17 protein-coding genes, 2 tRNA genes and 1 other RNA gene are annotated in these 17563 nt (G+C 55.7%); 13 read left to right on the top strand and 7 right to left on the bottom strand.

The window, feature by feature from the left end; genetic code table 11:
* Positions 1-39: 39 nt before the first annotated feature.
* Together COL8621_RS07005 and COL8621_RS07000 are read left to right on the top strand one after the other, a co-directional pair.
* Positions 40-777, top strand: coding sequence for a FadR/GntR family transcriptional regulator (locus COL8621_RS07005; RefSeq protein ID WP_093966965.1), 738 nt, complete (start codon positions 40-42; stop codon positions 775-777).
* A gap of 120 nt (positions 778-897) precedes the next feature.
* A complete protein-coding gene (locus tag COL8621_RS07000; RefSeq protein WP_093966964.1) occupies positions 898-1944 on the top strand; it encodes an ABC transporter substrate-binding protein in 1047 nt (348 codons plus the stop codon).
* A 136-nt stretch (positions 1945-2080) separates the two neighbouring features.
* Here the strand turns inward: COL8621_RS07000 and COL8621_RS06995 are convergent, their stop codons facing one another.
* On the bottom strand, positions 2081-2401 hold the full coding sequence (locus COL8621_RS06995; protein WP_141137853.1) for a CBU_0592 family membrane protein: 321 nt from the start codon (positions 2399-2401) through the stop codon (positions 2081-2083).
* Between the two features lie 87 nt (positions 2402-2488).
* Positions 2489-4270 carry a bifunctional helix-turn-helix transcriptional regulator/alpha/beta hydrolase gene (locus tag COL8621_RS06990; protein WP_093966537.1) on the bottom strand — a complete coding sequence of 594 codons (1782 nt, stop codon included), beginning with the start codon at positions 4268-4270 and terminating at the stop codon, positions 2489-2491.
* A 93-nt stretch (positions 4271-4363) separates the two neighbouring features.
* Here COL8621_RS06990 and ssrA point away from each other — a divergent pair.
* From ssrA to COL8621_RS06960, 6 genes are all read left to right on the top strand, one after another.
* Positions 4364-4713: a transfer-messenger RNA gene (gene ssrA / locus COL8621_RS06985) on the top strand.
* Between the two features lie 181 nt (positions 4714-4894).
* Positions 4895-6145: a chromate efflux transporter gene (gene chrA / locus COL8621_RS06980; protein WP_093966536.1), complete on the top strand. Its 1251-nt coding sequence runs from the start codon at positions 4895-4897 to the stop codon at positions 6143-6145.
* A gap of 86 nt (positions 6146-6231) precedes the next feature.
* Positions 6232-6711 (top strand): SspB family protein, encoded by a 480-nt coding sequence (locus COL8621_RS06975; RefSeq protein WP_093966535.1) that lies wholly within the window; start codon positions 6232-6234, stop codon positions 6709-6711.
* Between the two features lie 82 nt (positions 6712-6793).
* Positions 6794-8188 (top strand): class II fumarate hydratase, encoded by a 1395-nt coding sequence (fumC, locus tag COL8621_RS06970; RefSeq protein WP_093966534.1) that lies wholly within the window; start codon positions 6794-6796, stop codon positions 8186-8188.
* A gap of 116 nt (positions 8189-8304) precedes the next feature.
* Entirely contained in the window at positions 8305-8484 is a 180-nt protein-coding gene (locus tag COL8621_RS06965) for a DUF4169 family protein (RefSeq protein WP_093966533.1), read from the top strand.
* Complete coding sequence (locus COL8621_RS06960; RefSeq protein WP_093966532.1) at positions 8481-8699, top strand: ribbon-helix-helix domain-containing protein; 219 nt, start codon at positions 8481-8483, stop codon at positions 8697-8699. Before COL8621_RS06965 ends, COL8621_RS06960 begins: the two co-directional genes overlap by 4 nt.
* On the opposite strand, the gene COL8621_RS06955 is transcribed toward COL8621_RS06960, so the two are convergent.
* Entirely contained in the window at positions 8696-9124 is a 429-nt protein-coding gene (locus COL8621_RS06955; protein ID WP_093966531.1) for a SufE family protein, read from the bottom strand. The genes COL8621_RS06960 and COL8621_RS06955 overlap by 4 nt on opposite strands.
* 126 nt (positions 9125-9250) lie before the next feature.
* Between COL8621_RS06955 and COL8621_RS06950 the strand changes: the two genes are divergently transcribed.
* On the top strand, positions 9251-9718 hold the full coding sequence (locus COL8621_RS06950; protein WP_093966963.1) for a hypothetical protein: 468 nt from the start codon (positions 9251-9253) through the stop codon (positions 9716-9718).
* Here COL8621_RS06950 and rnd read toward each other — a convergent pair.
* The 3 genes from rnd to purM all read right to left on the bottom strand — a co-directional run bounded on the left by rnd (position 9715) and on the right by purM (position 12591).
* Positions 9715-10866, bottom strand: a complete 1152-nt coding sequence (gene rnd / locus COL8621_RS06945) for a ribonuclease D (RefSeq protein ID WP_093966530.1) — start codon at positions 10864-10866, stop codon at positions 9715-9717. The genes COL8621_RS06950 and rnd overlap by 4 nt on opposite strands.
* Before the next feature lie 88 nt (positions 10867-10954).
* A complete protein-coding gene (purN, locus tag COL8621_RS06940) occupies positions 10955-11548 on the bottom strand; it encodes a phosphoribosylglycinamide formyltransferase (protein WP_093966529.1) in 594 nt (197 codons plus the stop codon).
* Complete coding sequence (purM, locus tag COL8621_RS06935) at positions 11545-12591, bottom strand: phosphoribosylformylglycinamidine cyclo-ligase (RefSeq protein WP_093966528.1); 1047 nt, start codon at positions 12589-12591, stop codon at positions 11545-11547. The genes purN and purM overlap by 4 nt, the downstream gene beginning before the upstream one ends.
* A gap of 113 nt (positions 12592-12704) precedes the next feature.
* Between purM and COL8621_RS06930 the strand changes: the two genes are divergently transcribed.
* Positions 12705-12781 (top strand) — tRNA-Ile (locus COL8621_RS06930).
* Positions 12782-13010: 229 nt separating this feature from the next.
* Here COL8621_RS06930 and COL8621_RS06925 read toward each other — a convergent pair.
* Positions 13011-14321: an ATP-binding protein gene (locus COL8621_RS06925; RefSeq protein ID WP_093966527.1), complete on the bottom strand. Its 1311-nt coding sequence runs from the start codon at positions 14319-14321 to the stop codon at positions 13011-13013.
* Positions 14322-14365: 44 nt separating this feature from the next.
* Here COL8621_RS06925 and COL8621_RS06920 point away from each other — a divergent pair, with 44 nt between their 5' ends.
* The 3 genes from COL8621_RS06920 to COL8621_RS06910 all read left to right on the top strand — a co-directional run bounded on the left by COL8621_RS06920 (position 14366) and on the right by COL8621_RS06910 (position 17475).
* Positions 14366-15268, top strand: a complete 903-nt coding sequence (locus COL8621_RS06920; protein ID WP_093966526.1) for an MBL fold metallo-hydrolase — start codon at positions 14366-14368, stop codon at positions 15266-15268.
* A 70-nt stretch (positions 15269-15338) separates the two neighbouring features.
* Positions 15339-15413: transfer RNA gene (locus COL8621_RS06915), tRNA-Asn, on the top strand.
* A gap of 163 nt (positions 15414-15576) precedes the next feature.
* On the top strand, positions 15577-17475 hold the full coding sequence (locus COL8621_RS06910) for a site-specific integrase (RefSeq protein WP_141137852.1): 1899 nt from the start codon (positions 15577-15579) through the stop codon (positions 17473-17475).
* The last annotated feature ends 88 nt before the right edge of the window (positions 17476-17563 follow it).

The raw sequence follows: 17563 nt of genomic DNA, 5'->3' as shown, positions 1-17563 counted from the left end.
GTCTGACAAATGAAAACCTGCACCACACGGAACCGCCCGATGAAAACCAAGCTAAAGCCAGACGCCGACCTTTCAGCCCAAATTGCCAAGGCGATCCGGGATGCGATCGTTTCTGGCGAATTGATCGTTGATGCCCGCCTTCCGTCCGAGGCAGAGCTTTCGGAAACCTTTGGCGTGTCTCGCCCGACGGTGCGCGAAGCCCTAAAGCGCCTTGCGGCGCAAAGCCTAATCCGGACGCAGCGTGGGGCCACCGGCGGCGCGTTCGTAAACCGGCTGCGGTTTGACGAGGCGTATGGCGACCAAATCACGACCTCCACCCTTTTGCTGTCGATGAATGATGTCGATTTTGAAACCGCCTGCGAGGCACGGTTTGCGCTTGAACGCGCCTGTGCGCCCCTTTCGGCCAAACGGCGCACGGCGGATCACTTGGCCGCAATGCGCGCTGAAATTCATCGTCAACAGCAACCGGGCCTAAGCGACGAAGGATTCTGTGCATCTGACGTCGCGTTTCACCGGACGTTGGTGGACGGCGCGGAAAACCCGGTTCTGTCCTATCACCTTGCCGGTGCGGTCGAAGGGATGCAGCCCCTGATGAACATGATCACCTTTTCCGCCCGCGACCGCGCGCGGATCATCGCGCTGCACGTTGCCCTTACCGACGCCCTAGAGGCACAGAATCCCGTTGGCGTCGAAGCTCAGTTGGATGCGCTGTGTCAGGAAACACTGCGGCTGGGCCGTGATGTCCGCGCGGCGCGCACCCGCAACACGGCCCCTTGAACCGCCTGTTTTCAAGGCAATAATTCAACCGGATCGCGCCAATGCTTTTCCCACTTGTCGACGGTCATTTGCTGATCTAGCGTCGTTCTGTACCGCAACGCCCTAACGGGAGGGATGTTCATGACTCTTGTGAAAAAGCTGCTTGCCAGCACCGCCTTTGCTGCTTTGGCCACCACCGCCATGGCCGCAGATACCGACCTGCTGGTCTTTGACTATTCGGGTTTTGAAGACCCCGCTTTCCACAGCGCCTATGTGGAAAAGAACGGCGACAGCCCTAATTTCGCGTTCTTCGGCGACGAAGAAGAAGCGCTTCAGAAGCTGCGCTCGGGTTTCAAATCCGATGTCAGCCACGTCTGCGCCGGTTCGGTGACCAAATGGGTGGAATCCGGAATTCTGGAACCATGGGACACCGCGCAAATCACCGCCTATGCTGATCTGAACGCCGATCTGACCGGCCAAGATGTCACCGCTGGCAGTTCGGATGTTTACTTTGTTCCGACCGATTATGGCTCCACCGCGATTGCCTATAACTCGGATCAAGTCCCTGCCGAAGACGTCGCATCACTGAAAGTGTTTCTGAACCCGAAATACACCAGCCGGATGACCCTTCCGGACAACGTGGATGATGCCTATGCGCTGGCCTATCTTGCCACCGGCACCACGGACTGGACCAATGCCACCGACGAACAATTCGCGGCCGCGTCTGATTGGCTGCGTCAGGTGCACCCGAACTTACGCACCTACTGGACCGACCCGGCTGAGCTTTCGCAGCTTTTGGCCACCGGTGAGGTTCTGGTCAGCTGGGCATGGAACGAAACCCTGCCAACCATGGTCGAAGAAGGCTTTCCAATCGGCTTTCAGCGCGAAGCGGCTGAGGGTTCTTCGCTTTGGCTGTGCGGTTATGTGAACCTGAAAGACGGCGAAGGGGTTGAGGCGAAAGCCTATGACTACCTCAACGCGATGCTTGACCCCTCTTCCACCGGGGCGCTTCTGGACGCTGGTTATGGCCAGTCCAACGCCGCTGCGATGGCCGAAGTCGGGGACGAGGCGTTGACCGAAGTGGGCCTTGGCCCGATCTCTGCCCCTGTGCTTGCACAGCTTCCCATGAGCGGCGAACTGCGCGAAAAACAAAGCGCAGAGTTCGAAAAGATCAAAGCCGGTTTCTAAGCTGGCAAAACAAACGCCCGGGGCAAGCCCGGGCGTTTGACTTCAAACTCACCACTCACGATGCATTCGAAGAAGAAAACACAGCCTAGGTGGCTGCCACTTTGGTTATTAAATCACTTGTTAAAATTCTTACTGATCACACCTTGATCGGGTTTTCGGGGATCCGAACAATCGGGACCGTGTCCTTAATTTCGACCCGACGCACCAACCCCCACAAGCCGAACGAGATAAAGCCAATCTGAATAAGAAAGGCCCCGAGGTTAAACGCACCAGCCAAACTCAACAAAACGAACAAAGCTGCAAAAATCTTCGAAAGGGCATAAGTTTTACCATTTCCGCAAACCACACCACCCTGAACCAATGCAAAACCACCGACATACAGGATCGAACCCACCACACCAGAGAGTTCGAGAAGATCGGGGTAAGCCCTTATGAAATCTAAAAATTCCCGCAACAAACTAACCTCGGTACAAACTGTTTTTTGTATAATTTCACCTTAGCTGACATCCGAAATAGGCGTCATACCCCAGGTTGGGTAAAAGCATCAGTGAAGCGTGTATTTCTTCAATTCTTTCAAGACGTCGCGCCAGTAGCGGAAAAACACTAACTGGCCTGCGTTTTCGTAAACGCGATAGTCGATCCAATCATAATCACGCTGAAATTCCTCTAGCGTGGCAAGTGGAACTTGTGGATCTTGCATGCCGTTAAAAAAGATAACCGGCGTCTTATCTTTCAAAGCGTTCACAGCGTCAGACCAATCGTCCTTCTGCGGCCCCAGCAACATTCTGGAAAACGCTTCGTGGGCACTGTTATCATCGGTCAAGGCGACCTCGGAACCGGTGACCATTGCTTCGAAAACTTCTGGATCTTCAAAGGTTTCCACGTCGGCCTTACAGTTACCATAGACCGCGTGCACAAACCCACGCTTGCCGATTTTGCGCGCCAGATAGAAACCAGCCTTCACCATAAACGGTTGCAAATGCGGCGTGTATTTAGACCCGGCCAAAATGAACCGGTGCCATTTTTCCATCCGCTCATATTGCTCGCGCCGGGTCATGGGCAAAACGCCCCCACAGGCGATCAAAGCAGGAAACCGTTCTGGAAATCTGTTGGCCAACCCGATGGAATAGAAGCTGTCACCGCCAAGGCTGATGATCGGGCATGTTTTCACACGCTCCACTTCAAGGATTTGAAGGACATCCGCATAAAGCGTTTCGTCATAATCTTTCGACTTATCAACCATATCCGAAGCGCCATAACCGGATCGGACCGGAACAATAATCCGCAACCCCTGCTCTTCTGCGGAGCGTTCGGCCGAAGCGGGCCAACGCACAAGGCCGTAATCCAAAGGCAAGAACAGAACAGGCGCGCCCTGTCGATCACCAAGGCAAAGATAATCGAGCCGCCTCCCGTCTGGCGTCAACAGGCTTTCAAACGGGCATTCTTTCAACGTGGCATAACCGCGGCTTACGATACGCGGGCTAAGATCCACGTTAAGCGTCAGCTGCGTCATATCCATCATCGACAGCGCCAAGCGCACCAGTTCGACTTGGGATCGGGTTTCCGTCTTCGACAAGATGGATTTGATTTGCGCCCTGACAGTATCAACCGACCTGCCCCGCTGTTCGGCGATTTCGCGAACGGAACAACACTCGACCAAGCCTTGAACGACATTTGCCTCGGCATTCGTCAACCCGAAGGCGCGGCGCAGAAGGTCAGAAAAACCTTCGGGGCAGCTGACTTCGGAAGACGCGGCCAAGATGTATTTGGCCCCGTCGTTCAGAACCGTGCGTTGAAGCCGCAGCACGACAAAATGCCCTTTTTCGCGCGACCTGACACGCAGAACAGCGGCGTTTTCAACTTTGCCAGAAATCAGGGACCGCGCCGTTGAAAGGATGCTGTCGCTGTCTTCTGGGTTCACCGACATCGCGCTAAGCGGCACACCCGGCTGAAGGCCAAGTGATTGCCCCGCCGCGGGGTTCGCCGCGACGACATTGTTCTGGGCATCCAGCAGAAACGCTGCAAGCTTTTCAAATGGCGCAAGCGCCTGGTTCAGCTGATCTTGGGACTCTGCGTGGTTCACACGATCAAGGAATTCCTCTGCCCGCGTGAAATGGCTGGAAATAACAGGGTCATCCAGCAATCGGGCCGAATTAAAATCGGCCTGCTCACGCAGCGGCTGTAACGCAGTTTCCCATAGATCCAAAAGCGTTTCATAGCGCGCTGGATCAAGTGCAACATCGTAGAGGCGTTCAATCGCCTGATCGCGCGTTTCCCTAGTAAGTCCAGAGGCAGCGCTTTCTGAATGTTTCTTACTAAAAGTCATTGTATAAATACCAATCTATGCCTTGATCATAGACGAAAGAAGGCTTTCACACACTTCTGGAATACCTTTCCTTTTCCAAATGTTTTTCTGTGAATGCTTGAACCTTAGCAGCCCTCCTCATATATAAAAGTTGTCCTTCGGGACTATGGACATAAACGCGCTCGTAATAAGCGGATCGGACCCGGGGGCGGTACCCGGCGACTCCACCAAACATCCTTCATTTGGGGATCATGGGGTCGAAATAGGATCGACGAACGTCTAAAGGGGTTAGCTTTGTCTCGGTGAGGTACCACCGATATCGGTCCGTTTAAGCTAGTTGCAAATGACAACAAAGCTCCGATGGCTCTGGCTGCGTAAGCAGTTCGATCTATCGAAATCTTAAGCCCTTTCGCCTAGCAGCGTAAGGCGGGGTTCGCAGGCACCTGGCAACAGAAGCCTGCACTTCCCAACCATTTCCTTGAACGTCCTATCGGCTGGCTCAATCACGCCGCCGCGGACTGATTTATGCGCAAGTCCTTCTGACTGTCACATCAGTTTAAAGATCATCAGCAATAACTGTACGCTGAGATGAATATCCATAATGATAACGAAGGCCGCGGTTGGTCCGCTTTAAGGGGCTGACTGATGGAGACGCCAAGCTTTCGCACCATGTTAAGCGTCTTTGGGCGGATCGGTCTTTTGTCATTCGGCGGGCCTGCCGCGCAAATCGCATTGATGCACCGCGAATTGGTTGATGACCGCCAATGGCTCAGCGAAGCGCAATTCTTGCGCGCCCTTTCTTTTTGCATGCTTTTACCTGGACCCGAAGCGATGCAGCTTGCCACCTATTCCGGCTGGCGAATGCGCGGCGTTCCCGGCGGACTTTTGGCGGGGCTACTGTTTGTGCTGCCTGGTGCCGCCGTCGTGCTGGGGCTGGCTGTTGCCTATGGTGCCTATGGAAACGTCCCGCTGGCGCAATCGCTGTTTCTGGGCGTCAAAGCCACTGTTGTGATCATCGTGATCGAAGCGCTGATCAAACTGTCCAAACGTGCGTTACACAGCCCCGCGCGATGGGTCATCGCAGCGCTTTCATTCCTTGGGATATTCGCTTTTGGTCTGCCCTTTCCGCTCATTATCGCCCTAGCCGCACTTTATGGGTTCGTAACGGCAGACCGCACAGCCCAAGCCGACGTGGCCCCGCCGCCCCAGACGAACACGGCACGTACTGTCGCATTGTGGGCGGTAATCTGGCTGCTGCCTGTCGCGCTCCTGTATGCGGTGCAACCCGGACTGTTGGGGGACATTGCGCTTTTCTTTTCCAAGCTCGCCATCGTGACCTTCGGCGGAGCATATGCGGTACTGGCCTATATGACCCAAGCGGTCGTTGGCGAGTTCAACTGGCTTACGACGCCCGAAATGATGGATGGGTTGGGCTTGGCGGAAACCACGCCGGGGCCGCTGATCTTGGTGACAGAGTTCGTGGGTTATTTGGCCGCGTACAAAGCGGGCGGCGTTGGCGCTGGCATTCTTGGGGCAATCGTTACGCTGTGGGTCACATTCGCCCCCTGCTTTTTATGGATATTCGCGGGCGCGCCCTATATCGACCGCCTTGCAACGCAGCCTAGGCTTTCCGCGGCATTGAGCTGCGTAACGGCCGCCGTGGTTGGGGTCATTCTGAACCTAACGCTTTGGTTTTCTGCGCATGTCTTTTTTGGTCAGGTCCAAACCCTGCGATCCGGGCCTATCGACACCATCGTGCCAATCGTCGGCTCACTTAACCTAACTGCTATAACGCTGGCAGTACTTGCCGGTGTCCTGCTTTTGTGGCGCCGTTGGAACCTGCCCCTTGTGCTTGTTCTGATGGCGACGTTGGGGGCAATCACAGCAGTTCTTTAACAAGCATGTAAAGAATCCAGCCTGACGCCCCTTTCATAAAACTTCGAATCTTCTATGCTGTCGCGCATGTCGGCTTTGGGGGCCCTATGTCGCGCGGAATAGACTACGGAAATTTGATGCACAGTGCCATGCGCGGGTTGATCCGGCGTGTGCTTACAGACGTTTCAGAACGCGGCCTTCCCGGCCAGCATCACTTCTTCATCACTTTTGACACGACGCATCCTGACGTGATCATCGCGGATTGGCTGCGTGACCGTTATCCGGAAGAGATGACCGTTGTCGTTCAGCACTGGTTCGAAGACCTGAATGTTGGCGAAGACGCGTTTTCCGTGACTTTGAATTTTGGCGACAACCCCGAACCCCTTTTCATCCCATATGATGCGATCCGCACGTTCGTTGATCCGTCGGTTGAGTTCGGCTTGCGCTTTGAAACGCAAGATTCGGACGATGATGATGAAGATGACGACGAGGATGATATTTTGGCGGAATTGGATGCGGATGACGCGCCATCCGGCACCACGCCTAAAGATGCAGAGGTTGTCAGCCTCGATAGTTTCCGCAAATAGCGCTAACGCCCCTGCTGGGTGATTGCCACGCTGGCCATGCGGGGGTAAACGGCATGCAACCGTATACCGGAGGATTGCTCTCATGACACAGACCCGCACAGAAACCGACAGCTTCGGCCCACTGGAAGTACCTGCTGACAAATATTGGGGCGCGCAAACGCAGCGTTCGATCATCAACTTCCCGATCGGCTGGGAAAAGCAGCCCGTTGCCATCGTGCGCGCGCTTGGCGTGATCAAACAGGCCTGCGCCATGGCCAACAAAGAATCTGGCAAGCTGGACGCCGACAAGGCGGACGCGATTATCCAAGCCGCCTCGGAAGTGGTTGCCGGCAAGTTTGACGACAACTTCCCGCTGGTCGTATGGCAGACGGGCTCTGGCACGCAGTCCAACATGAACGCGAACGAAGTTATCGCCAACCGCGCGATCGAAATTCTGGGCGGCGTTATCGGATCGAAGGATCCGGTGCACCCGAACGATCACTGCAACATGGGGCAGTCTTCGAACGACACGTTCCCAACTGCGATGCACATTTCAACAGCGATGACAGCGCGCGATGTTCTGCTGCCGGGTCTGGAAAAGCTGCACGCCGCGCTTGAGGAAAAAGTGAAGGCGTTTGACGGCATCATCAAGATCGGCCGCACGCACACCCAAGACGCGACCCCCTTGACGCTGGGCCAAGAATTCTCGGGCTACTCCCATCAGGTTGCGATGGGGATCGAACGGGTCAAAGGCGCGCTTGGCCGGATTTACGAATTGGCACAGGGCGGCACCGCCGTTGGCACCGGCTTGAACACCGACAAGGGTTGGGACGTGACCGTGGCCGCGAACATGGCCGAAATCACCAGCCTGCCCTTCGTGACGGCACCAAACAAGTTCGAAGCACTGGCCGCGCATGACGCGATGGTCGAAATCTCGGGTGCGTTGAAAACCGTCGCCGCATCCCTGTTCAAGATCGCGAACGACATCCGCCTGCTGGGCTCTGGCCCACGTTGCGGTCTGGGCGAACTTGTCCTGCCCGAGAATGAGCCGGGCTCTTCCATCATGCCGGGCAAGGTCAACCCGACCCAGTGCGAGGCGCTGACACAGGTTTGCGCCCATGTCATGGGCAACGACGCCGCTGTCGGTTTCGCCGGATCGCAAGGCCACTTTGAGCTGAACGTTTATAAGCCAATGATGGCCTACAACGTGCTCCAATCCATGCAGTTGATCGGCGATGCCTGTGGTGCGTTCACCGACAACCTGATCGCCGGCCTGAAGGCGGACGAGACCCGGATCGACAAGCTGATGCGCGAAAGCCTGATGCTGGTGACCGCGCTGGCCCCTGAAATCGGGTACGACAACGCGACCACCGTGGCAAAGACCGCGCATAAGAACGGCACCACCCTGAAGGAAGAGGCGATCAAGCTGGGCTTTGTAGATGCCGAAACCTTTGATCGTGTCGTCCGCCCAGAGCAGATGATCGGGCCAAAGGGCTGATCTGAATTAACGAAGACCGCCGGTGCATCGTATCGGCGGTTTTCATGCCCCCTATCGAAGGTGGGGGTGTTGGCTTACATTCTAGCCAACTGATCCTTGCACAGGCGGCAATCTAAATGCCCAAAATCATCAACCTAAAATCTGCGCGCAAGGCGCGAGAGCGTGATCAGAAGCGCGCCACCGGTGATGAAAATTCAGTCAAGTTTGGCCGGACGAAAGCCGTCAAAACGTTAGAGTCCGCACGAAATGAAAAGGCCCGCAGCGACCTTGAAAAGCATCGGCGGGACGACACGTGAACACCCGCCCCATCAAACGTTCCCTGACCCTAAAAGGGCACCGCACGAGTGTTTCGTTAGAGGATGACTTTTGGGGCGCGTTTCGTGAAATCGCGGAAGAAAAATCAATTACACTCAACGCACTAGCCGCCGAAATTGACGCGGACCGCGGCTTGGACTGCGGCTTGGCATCGGCCATCCGCCTGTACGTTTTGCGCCATTACCGCAAGGCTTAGGCGGCGGCGGCCTGACTGGCCAAAAGGTTGATCCGTTCGATCATCGCGCGCAACCCGTTAGAGCGTTGCGCCGACAAGTGATCGTTCAGGCCCAGCCGAGCCAGTTCGGCTGGCGCATCAATCTTCAACACGTCGCTAACGCTTTGCTCGGAATAGAGCGCCACCAGCACCGCGATCAGCCCACGCACGATCATCGCGTCGCTTTCGCCACGGAACCGGAACGTGGCGTTTGGGCCTGTGCCTTCAATCTCGGGCAGCAACCAAACTTGGCTGGCGCAGCCGTCGACCTTGGTGGCGGGAACGCGAAACGCCTCTTCAAGTGGGTCCATTGCCTTCCCCAGATCGATCACATGGCGGTACCGGTCCTCCCAGTCCTCCAGAAATTCGAACGTGTCCACAATGTCTTCAAACGCTTCGCTGGCCATCTTCGCCCCCTGCTCTTTCGCGCCATGACCTAAGCACTTGGCCCGCAAAGGTCCAGTGCTGGGCTGTCTTGCCTTTTCAAGACGCCCGGTTTGGGCTAACCCAATGGAGCTATGCGAGGGCTTTTGATGAAAAAACCACTTCTTCCCGTTTTGTCCGCTGTTTTGCTTATTGGCGCGTGCAGTACTGTCAGCGAATCCCGCCTGAACCCCTTTAATTGGTTTGGCGGCAGCACCGAAGAAACGCTTTCCGTCAGCGAGGTTCCAGCAGCCCCTGTCGAACGGCGCTGGTTGGTTGATCAGGTCGTATCGATGCAAATCGAACGCGTGCCGGGCGGCGCGATTGTCCGCGCGACGGGCCTGCCGACAGAGCAAGGATACTGGGAAGCAGATCTAGTTGCCGAAAACAACGCAAAGCCGCAAGACGGAACGCTTGTGTTTAGCTTCCGCGCATTTCCACCCCCAACCGTCGGCCCCGCTGGCACACAAGCCTCGCGCGAAATTACGGCGGCTGTGTTCCTTTCGGATCAAAGCCTTGCCAATGTTCGCACGATCGTTGTGAGAGGCGCCCAAAACCAACGTAGCAGTCGTCGCTAAAGTTCGACGACGACCACGTTGTTGCCCTTGGCCCTTAGCGCCAATTCGCCTTCGCACAGGCGCAATGCGTCGTTGCCAAACACCTCTGCCCGCCAGCCCTTAAGGGCCATCACATCGCGCATACCAGCGGCGATTTGATCAAGGTCGGATGAGGTGGCAATCAGCTTTTGCGCAACGCCTGCGTTTTCGGATTTGGCCTTAAGAAGCACACGCAACAGATCCGCAAGTGCCGGGTTTACCTGCAGTTTGTCGTTGCTCTTTGCCGGCTTTGGATAGTTGTCGGGGTTCATTTCGCTGGCGGCCTTGACCGCAGCGATGATCCCGTCGGCGATTTCACCCTTACGGGCTTCACGCAACAACAGCCGAGACCTTGAAAGGTCATTGTGGTTTTGTGGTTTGGTCGATGCCAATTCTAATAGCGCATCATCTTTGAAAACGCGGTTGCGCGGCACGTTGCGTGATTGCGCATACCCTTCGCGAAAACGCGCAAGTTCCTGCACCATGGCAAGAAACTTACCGGAATGGGTGCGCGTTTTAACACGGTTCCACGCTTCGGACGGACGCACGATATAGGTTTCAGGGTTCGTCAGAACCCGCAGCTCTTCGCGCAGCCATTTATCGCGCCCGTTCTTTTCAAGCTGAGCTGCAAGAAATTCATAAATTACGCGCAGATGCGTAACGTCGGCCAACGCATAGGTTTTTTGAGCATCGGATAGCGGCCTGCGCGACCAATCCGTGAACCGAGAGGTTTTATCGAGCGGAGATTTCGCGATTTTGCGGACAAGGGTTTCGTACCCCACCTGTTCGCCAAAACCGCAGACCATCGCAGCAACCTGCGTATCGAACAGCGGCTCTGGAAATACCTTTCCTTCAACGAAGAAAATCTCCAGATCCTGCCGTGCAGCATGGAAGACTTTGACCACGCTTGTATCGCGGAAAAGATCGTATAGAGGATCAAGCGAAAGGCCATTGGTCAGCGGGTCCACCAGAACCGCCTCTCCATCCCCCGGCAGCGCCAGCTGTATTAGACACAGCTTTGCGTAATAGGTCCGCTCTCTTAGGAATTCGGTGTCTATAGTAACGTATGGGCCATTCTTCGCTTCGGCGCAGAAGGCTGCAAGCTCATCAGTCTTGGTAAGTGTTCTCATTCAGGGACGCTGTTCCTGGTGCAATCGTTGTTTTCCTGCCCTCACCCGTCCTGACGGTTTAGGCAATAAGTCGCCGAAAGGAAAGAGTTTATGAAATAAAGATCGGCTCGCGTGCACCAGCTGCAAAGTTCCTAAGCACCGCGGGATACAATTTATGCTCCATCGGAAGGACCCGCGCCGCCAGCATATCTGCCGTATCGCCGGGCAGTACGGGAACGCGGGCTTGCCCCAATATCGGGCCGTCATCCAGCTCTGCAGTGACTTCGTGGACCGAACAGCCGTGTTCTGTGTCCCCTGCCTCTAATGCGCGGGCGTGGGTGTGCAGGCCTTTGTACTTTGGCAAAAGCGACGGGTGGATGTTCAACATCCGCCCTTCCCACTTGGCGATAAAACCGGGCGTCAAAATCCGCATGAATCCGGCAAGGCAAAGGATGTCTGGCTGCGCCTCTTCCAGCTTTGCCTGAAGCGCGTCTTCAAACGCGGCGCGGTCTTTCCCGAATGGCTTGTGATCCACCGCTGCCGTGGGAATACCCATCGCAGCGGCCTTGGCTAGCCCGCCAGCCGCCGGATCGTTGGCCAACACCAGAACCGGGCGCGCCGGGTGGTCGCCGGTCATGCTTTCCGCCAGCGACACCATATTAGAGCCGCCGCCAGAAATCAGAATGGCAACGCGTTTGGTCACAGAAGCGTCCCGGAATAGCGCATGCCAGCGCCTTCGCTAACGGTCCCGATGCGGGAAACGGTTTCGCCTTCGGCAGCCAACAGTTTTTCCAGTTCGTCAGCACGATCGGCTGCGACGGACAGGATCATACCGATACCAGCGTTAAAGGTTTTCAGCAGCTCTGCCTGCTCCATGCCGGCGGTTTCAGCCAACCAGCGGAAGACAGGTGGCAAATCCCACGCGCCAAGGTCGATATCCGCCCCCAGATTGTCCGGAAGGACACGAGGCAGGTTTTCGGTCAAACCACCACCGGTGATGTGGGCCAGCGCATGAACGCCCCCTGCCCGAACAGCCGCCAGCGCAGGTTTGACATAAAGCCGCGTGGGCGTCAGAAGTGCCTGCCCCAGTGTGCCGTCTGCAAACGGGCAATCAGCATCCCAGCCAAGGCCGGTCATCTCTACGACTTTGCGCACCAACGAATAGCCGTTGGAATGCACGCCGTCCGACGCAAGGCCAAGCAGGACATCACCCGCCTGAACACCGTCCGGCAGGGCCGCACCGCGTTCCATCGCACCAACAGCAAAACCAGCAAGGTCAAAATCGCCGTCATGATACATGCCGGGCATTTCAGCCGTTTCACCACCGATTAGCGCACAGCCAGAGCGCGCGCAGCCTTCGGCAATGCCTTCGACAACCTTGGCAGCCTCTTCAACTTCCAGCTTACCGGTGGCGAAATAATCAAGGAAGAAAAGCGGCTCTGCGCCCTGACACACAAGGTCATTCACGCACATCGCCACAAGGTCGATGCCCACGCCGCCGACTTCGCCAGTATCAATGGCGATACGCAGCTTGGTGCCCACACCATCGGTGGCCGCAACCAGAACCGGGTCAACATAGCCCGCGGCCTTAAGATCGAACAAAGCGCCGAAGCCACCAAGACCCGCCATTACGCCGGGGCGGTTGGTCCGCTTGGCTGCTGGTTTGATCCGATCGACCAGCGCGTTGCCCGCGTCGATATCTACGCCTGCATCCGCATAGGTTAGCCCGTTCTTGCCATCGCTCATAACATATCCCCCGGTCATTCGGCGCTGCGATAGACGATAACCCGCCCGCTGTCCACGGGCCATACGAGGTGCTTGACGGCAGATGCCGGTCTGATACTCACTCTCCTCAGGTCGGGCCTGTAGCTCAATTGGTTAGAGCAGAGCGCTCATAACGCTTTGGTTGGGGGTTCGAGTCCCTCCGGGCCTACCAACAGTTTCAACAACTTACGGGCATATCGCCGGCCCATTGCGTTCTGGCAAGCCCGTTCTGACGATCAGCCCTGCGACTGGAAAATCCGGTATGTCGCGCAATCAGGCGCGGTTCGAAAGTCGCCGCGTGAGAAAACGAATTCCCTGTTAGATTCGTGGGAAATACCACGCGACGCCGCAATAAGTTGCGACGACTGAAGCGCCACAAACGACTCCCTCCGGTGCGTTCTTTAGCGCGCGATCACCAAGACGGCCTTCAGCCCACCCAGCGTTTCACTTTCACTTAGTCGCAGCATCCCCCCGTGGCGTCGTGCGATATCAGATGCAATGGCAAGGCCAAGCCCAACCCCCGGCCCCCGATTCTGATTGCGCGACTCATCAAGGCGCGTGAAAGCCTGCATCGCCGCATCGCGCTTGTCGGCGGGAATGCCCGGCCCGTCATCTTCCACGGTAAAACGAAGTACCCTGTCGGCGACCGTCAGGCTAACCATACAGTTCGTTCCGTAATTCAAAGCGTTGTTCACAAGGTTCAGCAAAGCGCGTTCGATCGCCATCGGGCGCAGCGTGACCTGCATATCCTGCGGAAGCTCGCCAAAGGTCACGCCACGTGTCGTCTTTTCGACAACTCGTTTAAGCAACGCCGCAGGATCAACCGTTTCCAGATCATCCAACGCATCCGAACGCGCGAAATCAAGGAACCCGTCCAGCATCCGCTCCATGTCGGACACATCGCGCAGCATCTCTTTGGTTTCGTCGTCCTCGTCCAGCATCGACAGGCTTAGTTTAAGACGTGTCAAAGGGGTGCGAAGGTCGTGGCTGACGCCGGACAACATCAGTGTGCGCTGTTCGATCTGACGCTCAATTCTGGCGCGCATGTCGATAAACGCGTTCCCGGCCGATCGAACCTCGTTCGCACCAGTCGGCTTGTACCTAAGGTGGCGCCCTTTACCGAACGCTTCTGCGGCCAATGCCAGCTTGGTAATGGGACGAAGCTGATTGCGCAGGAAAAGATAGGCGATCAGGGTCATCAACAACCCCGTGGAAATCATCAAAACCAACAGTTGATGAGGGTTCGACGCAGAGACCCGTCGCCGCTCCACCACAACCAGCATCGGACCGTGCCGGGTGTTCAAAAGCACCTGAACTTCGCGCGTGTTAGACCTTAGGTCGATCCCCAAAACATCAAGAGCACCGCTACGCAGCGTCGAAATCACCGTTTTCCCCGACAGGTCGTAAAAAAGGCGCTGATCTGCGAAATCGCTCTGCGAAGGAAGGCTGACCTGATGGCGCAGCGCCTGCCCCAACCCTGCCACCCTGGGCTGTGCGCTTTCCAAATCAACGGCAGAGTTCGCTTGGCGTTGCAGGTAACCCAGCTCTAGCTGGATGCCATAGGACATCTGCCGGGTCACGCCCGCGAAATGGCGCTGAATAAAGACAACGGACACCACCAACTGCAACGAAACAATCGGCACGATAAGGATAAGCGCCGCCCGTCCATACAGGCTTCGTGGCAAGGTGCGTTTGATCCATCCCATCTTCATCAGCTAAGACCGTATCTGTCAGCGCAGTCGGAAGGAAGCGGAAGATGGACGAAATTGCCGGGTTCAACCCAATCGTCGGCCAGGTTGAACAGCTAGAGCCCGGCGTACGCCGCATTCTTGCACCCAACCCGTCCCCTATGACCTTTCGCGGAACCAACACCTATCTTCTAGGGAAAGGCGCCGTCACCGTCATTGATCCCGGCCCCGCATACAACGCTCACCTTCAGGCGATAATGCGCGCCCTTGGCCCTGACGAGCAGATCACGCACATTTTGGTCACCCACAGTCACCTAGATCATTCCCCGCTTGCGCCCGCACTTGCACAAGCGACCGGCGCAAAGGTTTATGCATTTGGCGACAGCAAGGCCGGCCAACGCGCGGCGCTTGCGCAGCTGACTGGTCTGGGCGGCGGCGAAGGTGTCGATAAAGGGTTTGCCCCTGACATCACCTTGGCGGATGGCGAAACATTGTCTGTCGGGGATATCGACGTCACCGCAATCTGGACCCCCGGGCACATGGCCAACCATCTGTGTTTTGCCACCCAAGACATCGTATTCACAGGCGACCACGTTATGGGCTGGGCCACCTCTATGGTCTCGCCTCCGGATGGTGACCTGACCGCCTTCATGGAATCGCTGGAAAAGCTTAAAGGCAGGTCTGATCGCGTCTTTTTCCCCGCCCACGGCGCGCCGGTCATCACACCGGCAAAGCGCATAGAGTCGTTAATCGCCCACCGGCGCGGGCGCGAAGCGCAAATCCTAAAGGCTTTGGAACACGGCCCCGCAACAGCAAACGACCTTGCAGCACGCATCTACACAGACACGCCAAAAGCTTTGCTTCCAGCCGCCTCGCGCAACGTCCTCGCTCATCTTATTGATTTAACTGAAAGAAACCTGACAAAGCCCACCGAAACGCTGCGCGCGGATGGTCAATTTTCGAAGTTGTAGAAGCCTTTTCATTTTTCTTGCAAAACCCTCTAGACGCCGCTGAACACTATTGCTAGATAGCACCCCACGTTCCGGCGTAGCTCAGCGGTAGAGCAGTTGACTGTTAATCAATTGGTCGTAGGTTCGATCCCTACCGCCGGAGCCAATCTTCCCCTAAGCGGTTGATTTTGCTACAAGCCTGAAGTTCCCTCCGAGGGACTTCAGGCTGTAAGAGCATTTAGGTTGCACAAGCAGTTGCACACAAGGTTGCCTCCCTGCTGATTGCGGACTTTTCTCGAACAAAGCGTTCTCCACTTCGAGGAGAGCTTATGTCTGCCCCTACCTACCTATACGTCCAGCCCAACCGGATTTATTATCGTCGGCGAATTCCGACCTTATCCACATATAAGTCACCCCTCATGGTGTCGCTGGGGACGAAAAACAAAAACCAAGCGCTTATCTGGTCTCTATCACTAACCAAAGAGTTCGAGACCGTGCTTAATTCCTTTGCATTCATCCATGATCCGATTCCGGACGCACTTGTGCATAAATTCATGCAGAGGCGCTTGAAGCAGTTCGTTGATGATCTGAAGCGACAGAGCCGGATGGCATGGTTCACCGGCCGCAAACATAGTTTCTCGGAATGTGATCGCTCAGCCCTTCAACATGCTTTGAAGACACTCATCAAGTTCGGGCCACATCACCCATTTCCAGTAGATGCCATCGATCCGGAGTGGTCACCAACAGAACTCAGTCGCGTTATGGAGATTTTCGATCAGGAGGCCCGCAAGCTAAAATCTCCTGGCATGATGGATCACTTGGTTCGCGAATTCAAAGACGCAACGGACTATGCCCCCCGCTCTGCCGAACATGACGCACAAATCATGCAAGCATACTTGAAATCTATGCTTGCCGCAGCGCAGCCCGAGCAAGAAGCCCGTCAACCCCGTTTGGAGCTAACAGAGGAATGCAATGCACCAGACGTTTCCGAGCAACCGTCAACGGTTGTTGCAAACGAGCCTGCACCTTTATTAACCTCAGGGGTAAACCTGATTACATCGGAACTCACCACTCGTCTCCTAAACGATCAGTTCGAAGCTGCAAAAGCCTGTAAAGAAGACCTAGACCGATCAACTGAGAAAGACCCATTCGGTGTCGATTTCGCGGGGGTATGTGAACGCAGCATCAAACACGCGCAGGTCAACGGAACGATGGACAACAAGACCGCAAACGCCAGACGCTCCAAGATTAAACTCTTCTGTCTGTTAACAGGTGTTCAAATGGTGACAGAAGTCGAGCAGTACCACCTGAGAATTTTCAAGCGCAGACTCGCGGAAGTTCATAAGAACTTCATGAGGAGTCCCACTCACCTCGACTTCACCTGGAGCGACATCCAAGAGCTCGCCAACGCGTCAGCAGACGATGACCTTGGGCGGGCCCCGAAAACCTTCAACACTTATCTTGAGCAGGTGTCTGCAATCCTAAGCTATGCTCAGGGCATCGAAGACACTTCGATCAACGGTAAAATTAATACGAGAAAGCTTCGCAAAACCGAGACGAAACGCGGAAGATCTAAGCGGGCAGCCTTCAAAGAAAATGAACTAAAAGAACTATTCAAACATCCAGTGTGGCAGGGTTGTAGAAATGAAAACAGGCGGCACGACGCAGGTGATGTGATTCACAAAGATGGTCTGTATTACGTCCCAATGATCGTCGCGTATACTGGTGGCAGGATGGAAGAAATTGCAGGTCTTACCGTTGATTCAATTGTCAAAGTTAACGGTTCATATGGGCTTGATATCCGTCCACACGCCGAGCGACGACTAAAGAACCTCCAAAGCGAACGCCTTGTGCCCATGCACGAGCATCTTGTTACTCAAGGCCTGATTGAGCATCGGAACCATATGCGCTCCAAAGGTGAAACCCTTCTGTTTCCTGAGCTGCGTCCAAAAAGCGAAAAGAAAAAGTTCATTTCGGCTTTACGATACAATTGGGAAAAGCTCCGCAGCCAACAGCTTGATGGAAATCCCAAAGGCCTCGACGGCCACAGCCTTCGCCACTCATTCAACCAGTTTCTCAAGAACCAAAAAGACGTGAAAAAAGAGGTGCGTCTCGACATTCTGGGACACGCTGGCGAAGACCTTAACGAAGAGATCTATGGTGACGAAGAAGGCATGCCATTCGAAATGAAGAAAGCAGCGATCGACCTGCAACCGCGCTTGTTTTAGCGGCGTAAGGCGCCGGTGTTACGATGCGTCATGACGGCGGGAAAGCAGTCGTTGGCTGCGATCGCATAAAACACATTCTGATTTCGGA

Origin of the sequence: Actibacterium lipolyticum, from assembly GCF_900184935.1 — a bacterium.
GTDB lineage: Bacteria > Pseudomonadota > Alphaproteobacteria > Rhodobacterales > Rhodobacteraceae > Actibacterium_A > Actibacterium_A lipolyticum.
Note: the sequence above shows the minus strand (reverse complement) of the source record. Positions and strands in the feature narration are given on the sequence as shown.

Bases quoted from the DNA above. Each gene is read 5' to 3' on its own strand.
- COL8621_RS07005 (WP_093966965.1), top strand. From the start codon at position 40: ATGAAAACCAAGCTAAAGCCAGACGCCGACCTTTCAGCCCAAATTGCC.
- COL8621_RS07000 (WP_093966964.1), top strand. From the start codon at position 898: ATGACTCTTGTGAAAAAGCTGCTTGCCAGCACCGCCTTTGCTGCTTTG.
- COL8621_RS06990 (WP_093966537.1), bottom strand. From the start codon at position 4,270: ATGACTTTTAGTAAGAAACATTCAGAAAGCGCTGCCTCTGGACTTACT.
- chrA (WP_093966536.1), top strand. From the start codon at position 4,895: ATGGAGACGCCAAGCTTTCGCACCATGTTAAGCGTCTTTGGGCGGATC.
- COL8621_RS06975 (WP_093966535.1), top strand. From the start codon at position 6,232: ATGTCGCGCGGAATAGACTACGGAAATTTGATGCACAGTGCCATGCGC.
- fumC (WP_093966534.1), top strand. From the start codon at position 6,794: ATGACACAGACCCGCACAGAAACCGACAGCTTCGGCCCACTGGAAGTA.
- COL8621_RS06965 (WP_093966533.1), top strand. From the start codon at position 8,305: ATGCCCAAAATCATCAACCTAAAATCTGCGCGCAAGGCGCGAGAGCGT.
- COL8621_RS06955 (WP_093966531.1), bottom strand. From the start codon at position 9,124: ATGGCCAGCGAAGCGTTTGAAGACATTGTGGACACGTTCGAATTTCTG.
- COL8621_RS06950 (WP_093966963.1), top strand. From the start codon at position 9,251: ATGAAAAAACCACTTCTTCCCGTTTTGTCCGCTGTTTTGCTTATTGGC.
- rnd (WP_093966530.1), bottom strand. From the start codon at position 10,866: ATGAGAACACTTACCAAGACTGATGAGCTTGCAGCCTTCTGCGCCGAA.
- purM (WP_093966528.1), bottom strand. From the start codon at position 12,591: ATGAGCGATGGCAAGAACGGGCTAACCTATGCGGATGCAGGCGTAGAT.
- COL8621_RS06925 (WP_093966527.1), bottom strand. From the start codon at position 14,321: ATGAAGATGGGATGGATCAAACGCACCTTGCCACGAAGCCTGTATGGA.
- COL8621_RS06920 (WP_093966526.1), top strand. From the start codon at position 14,366: ATGGACGAAATTGCCGGGTTCAACCCAATCGTCGGCCAGGTTGAACAG.
- COL8621_RS06910 (WP_141137852.1), top strand. From the start codon at position 15,577: ATGTCTGCCCCTACCTACCTATACGTCCAGCCCAACCGGATTTATTAT.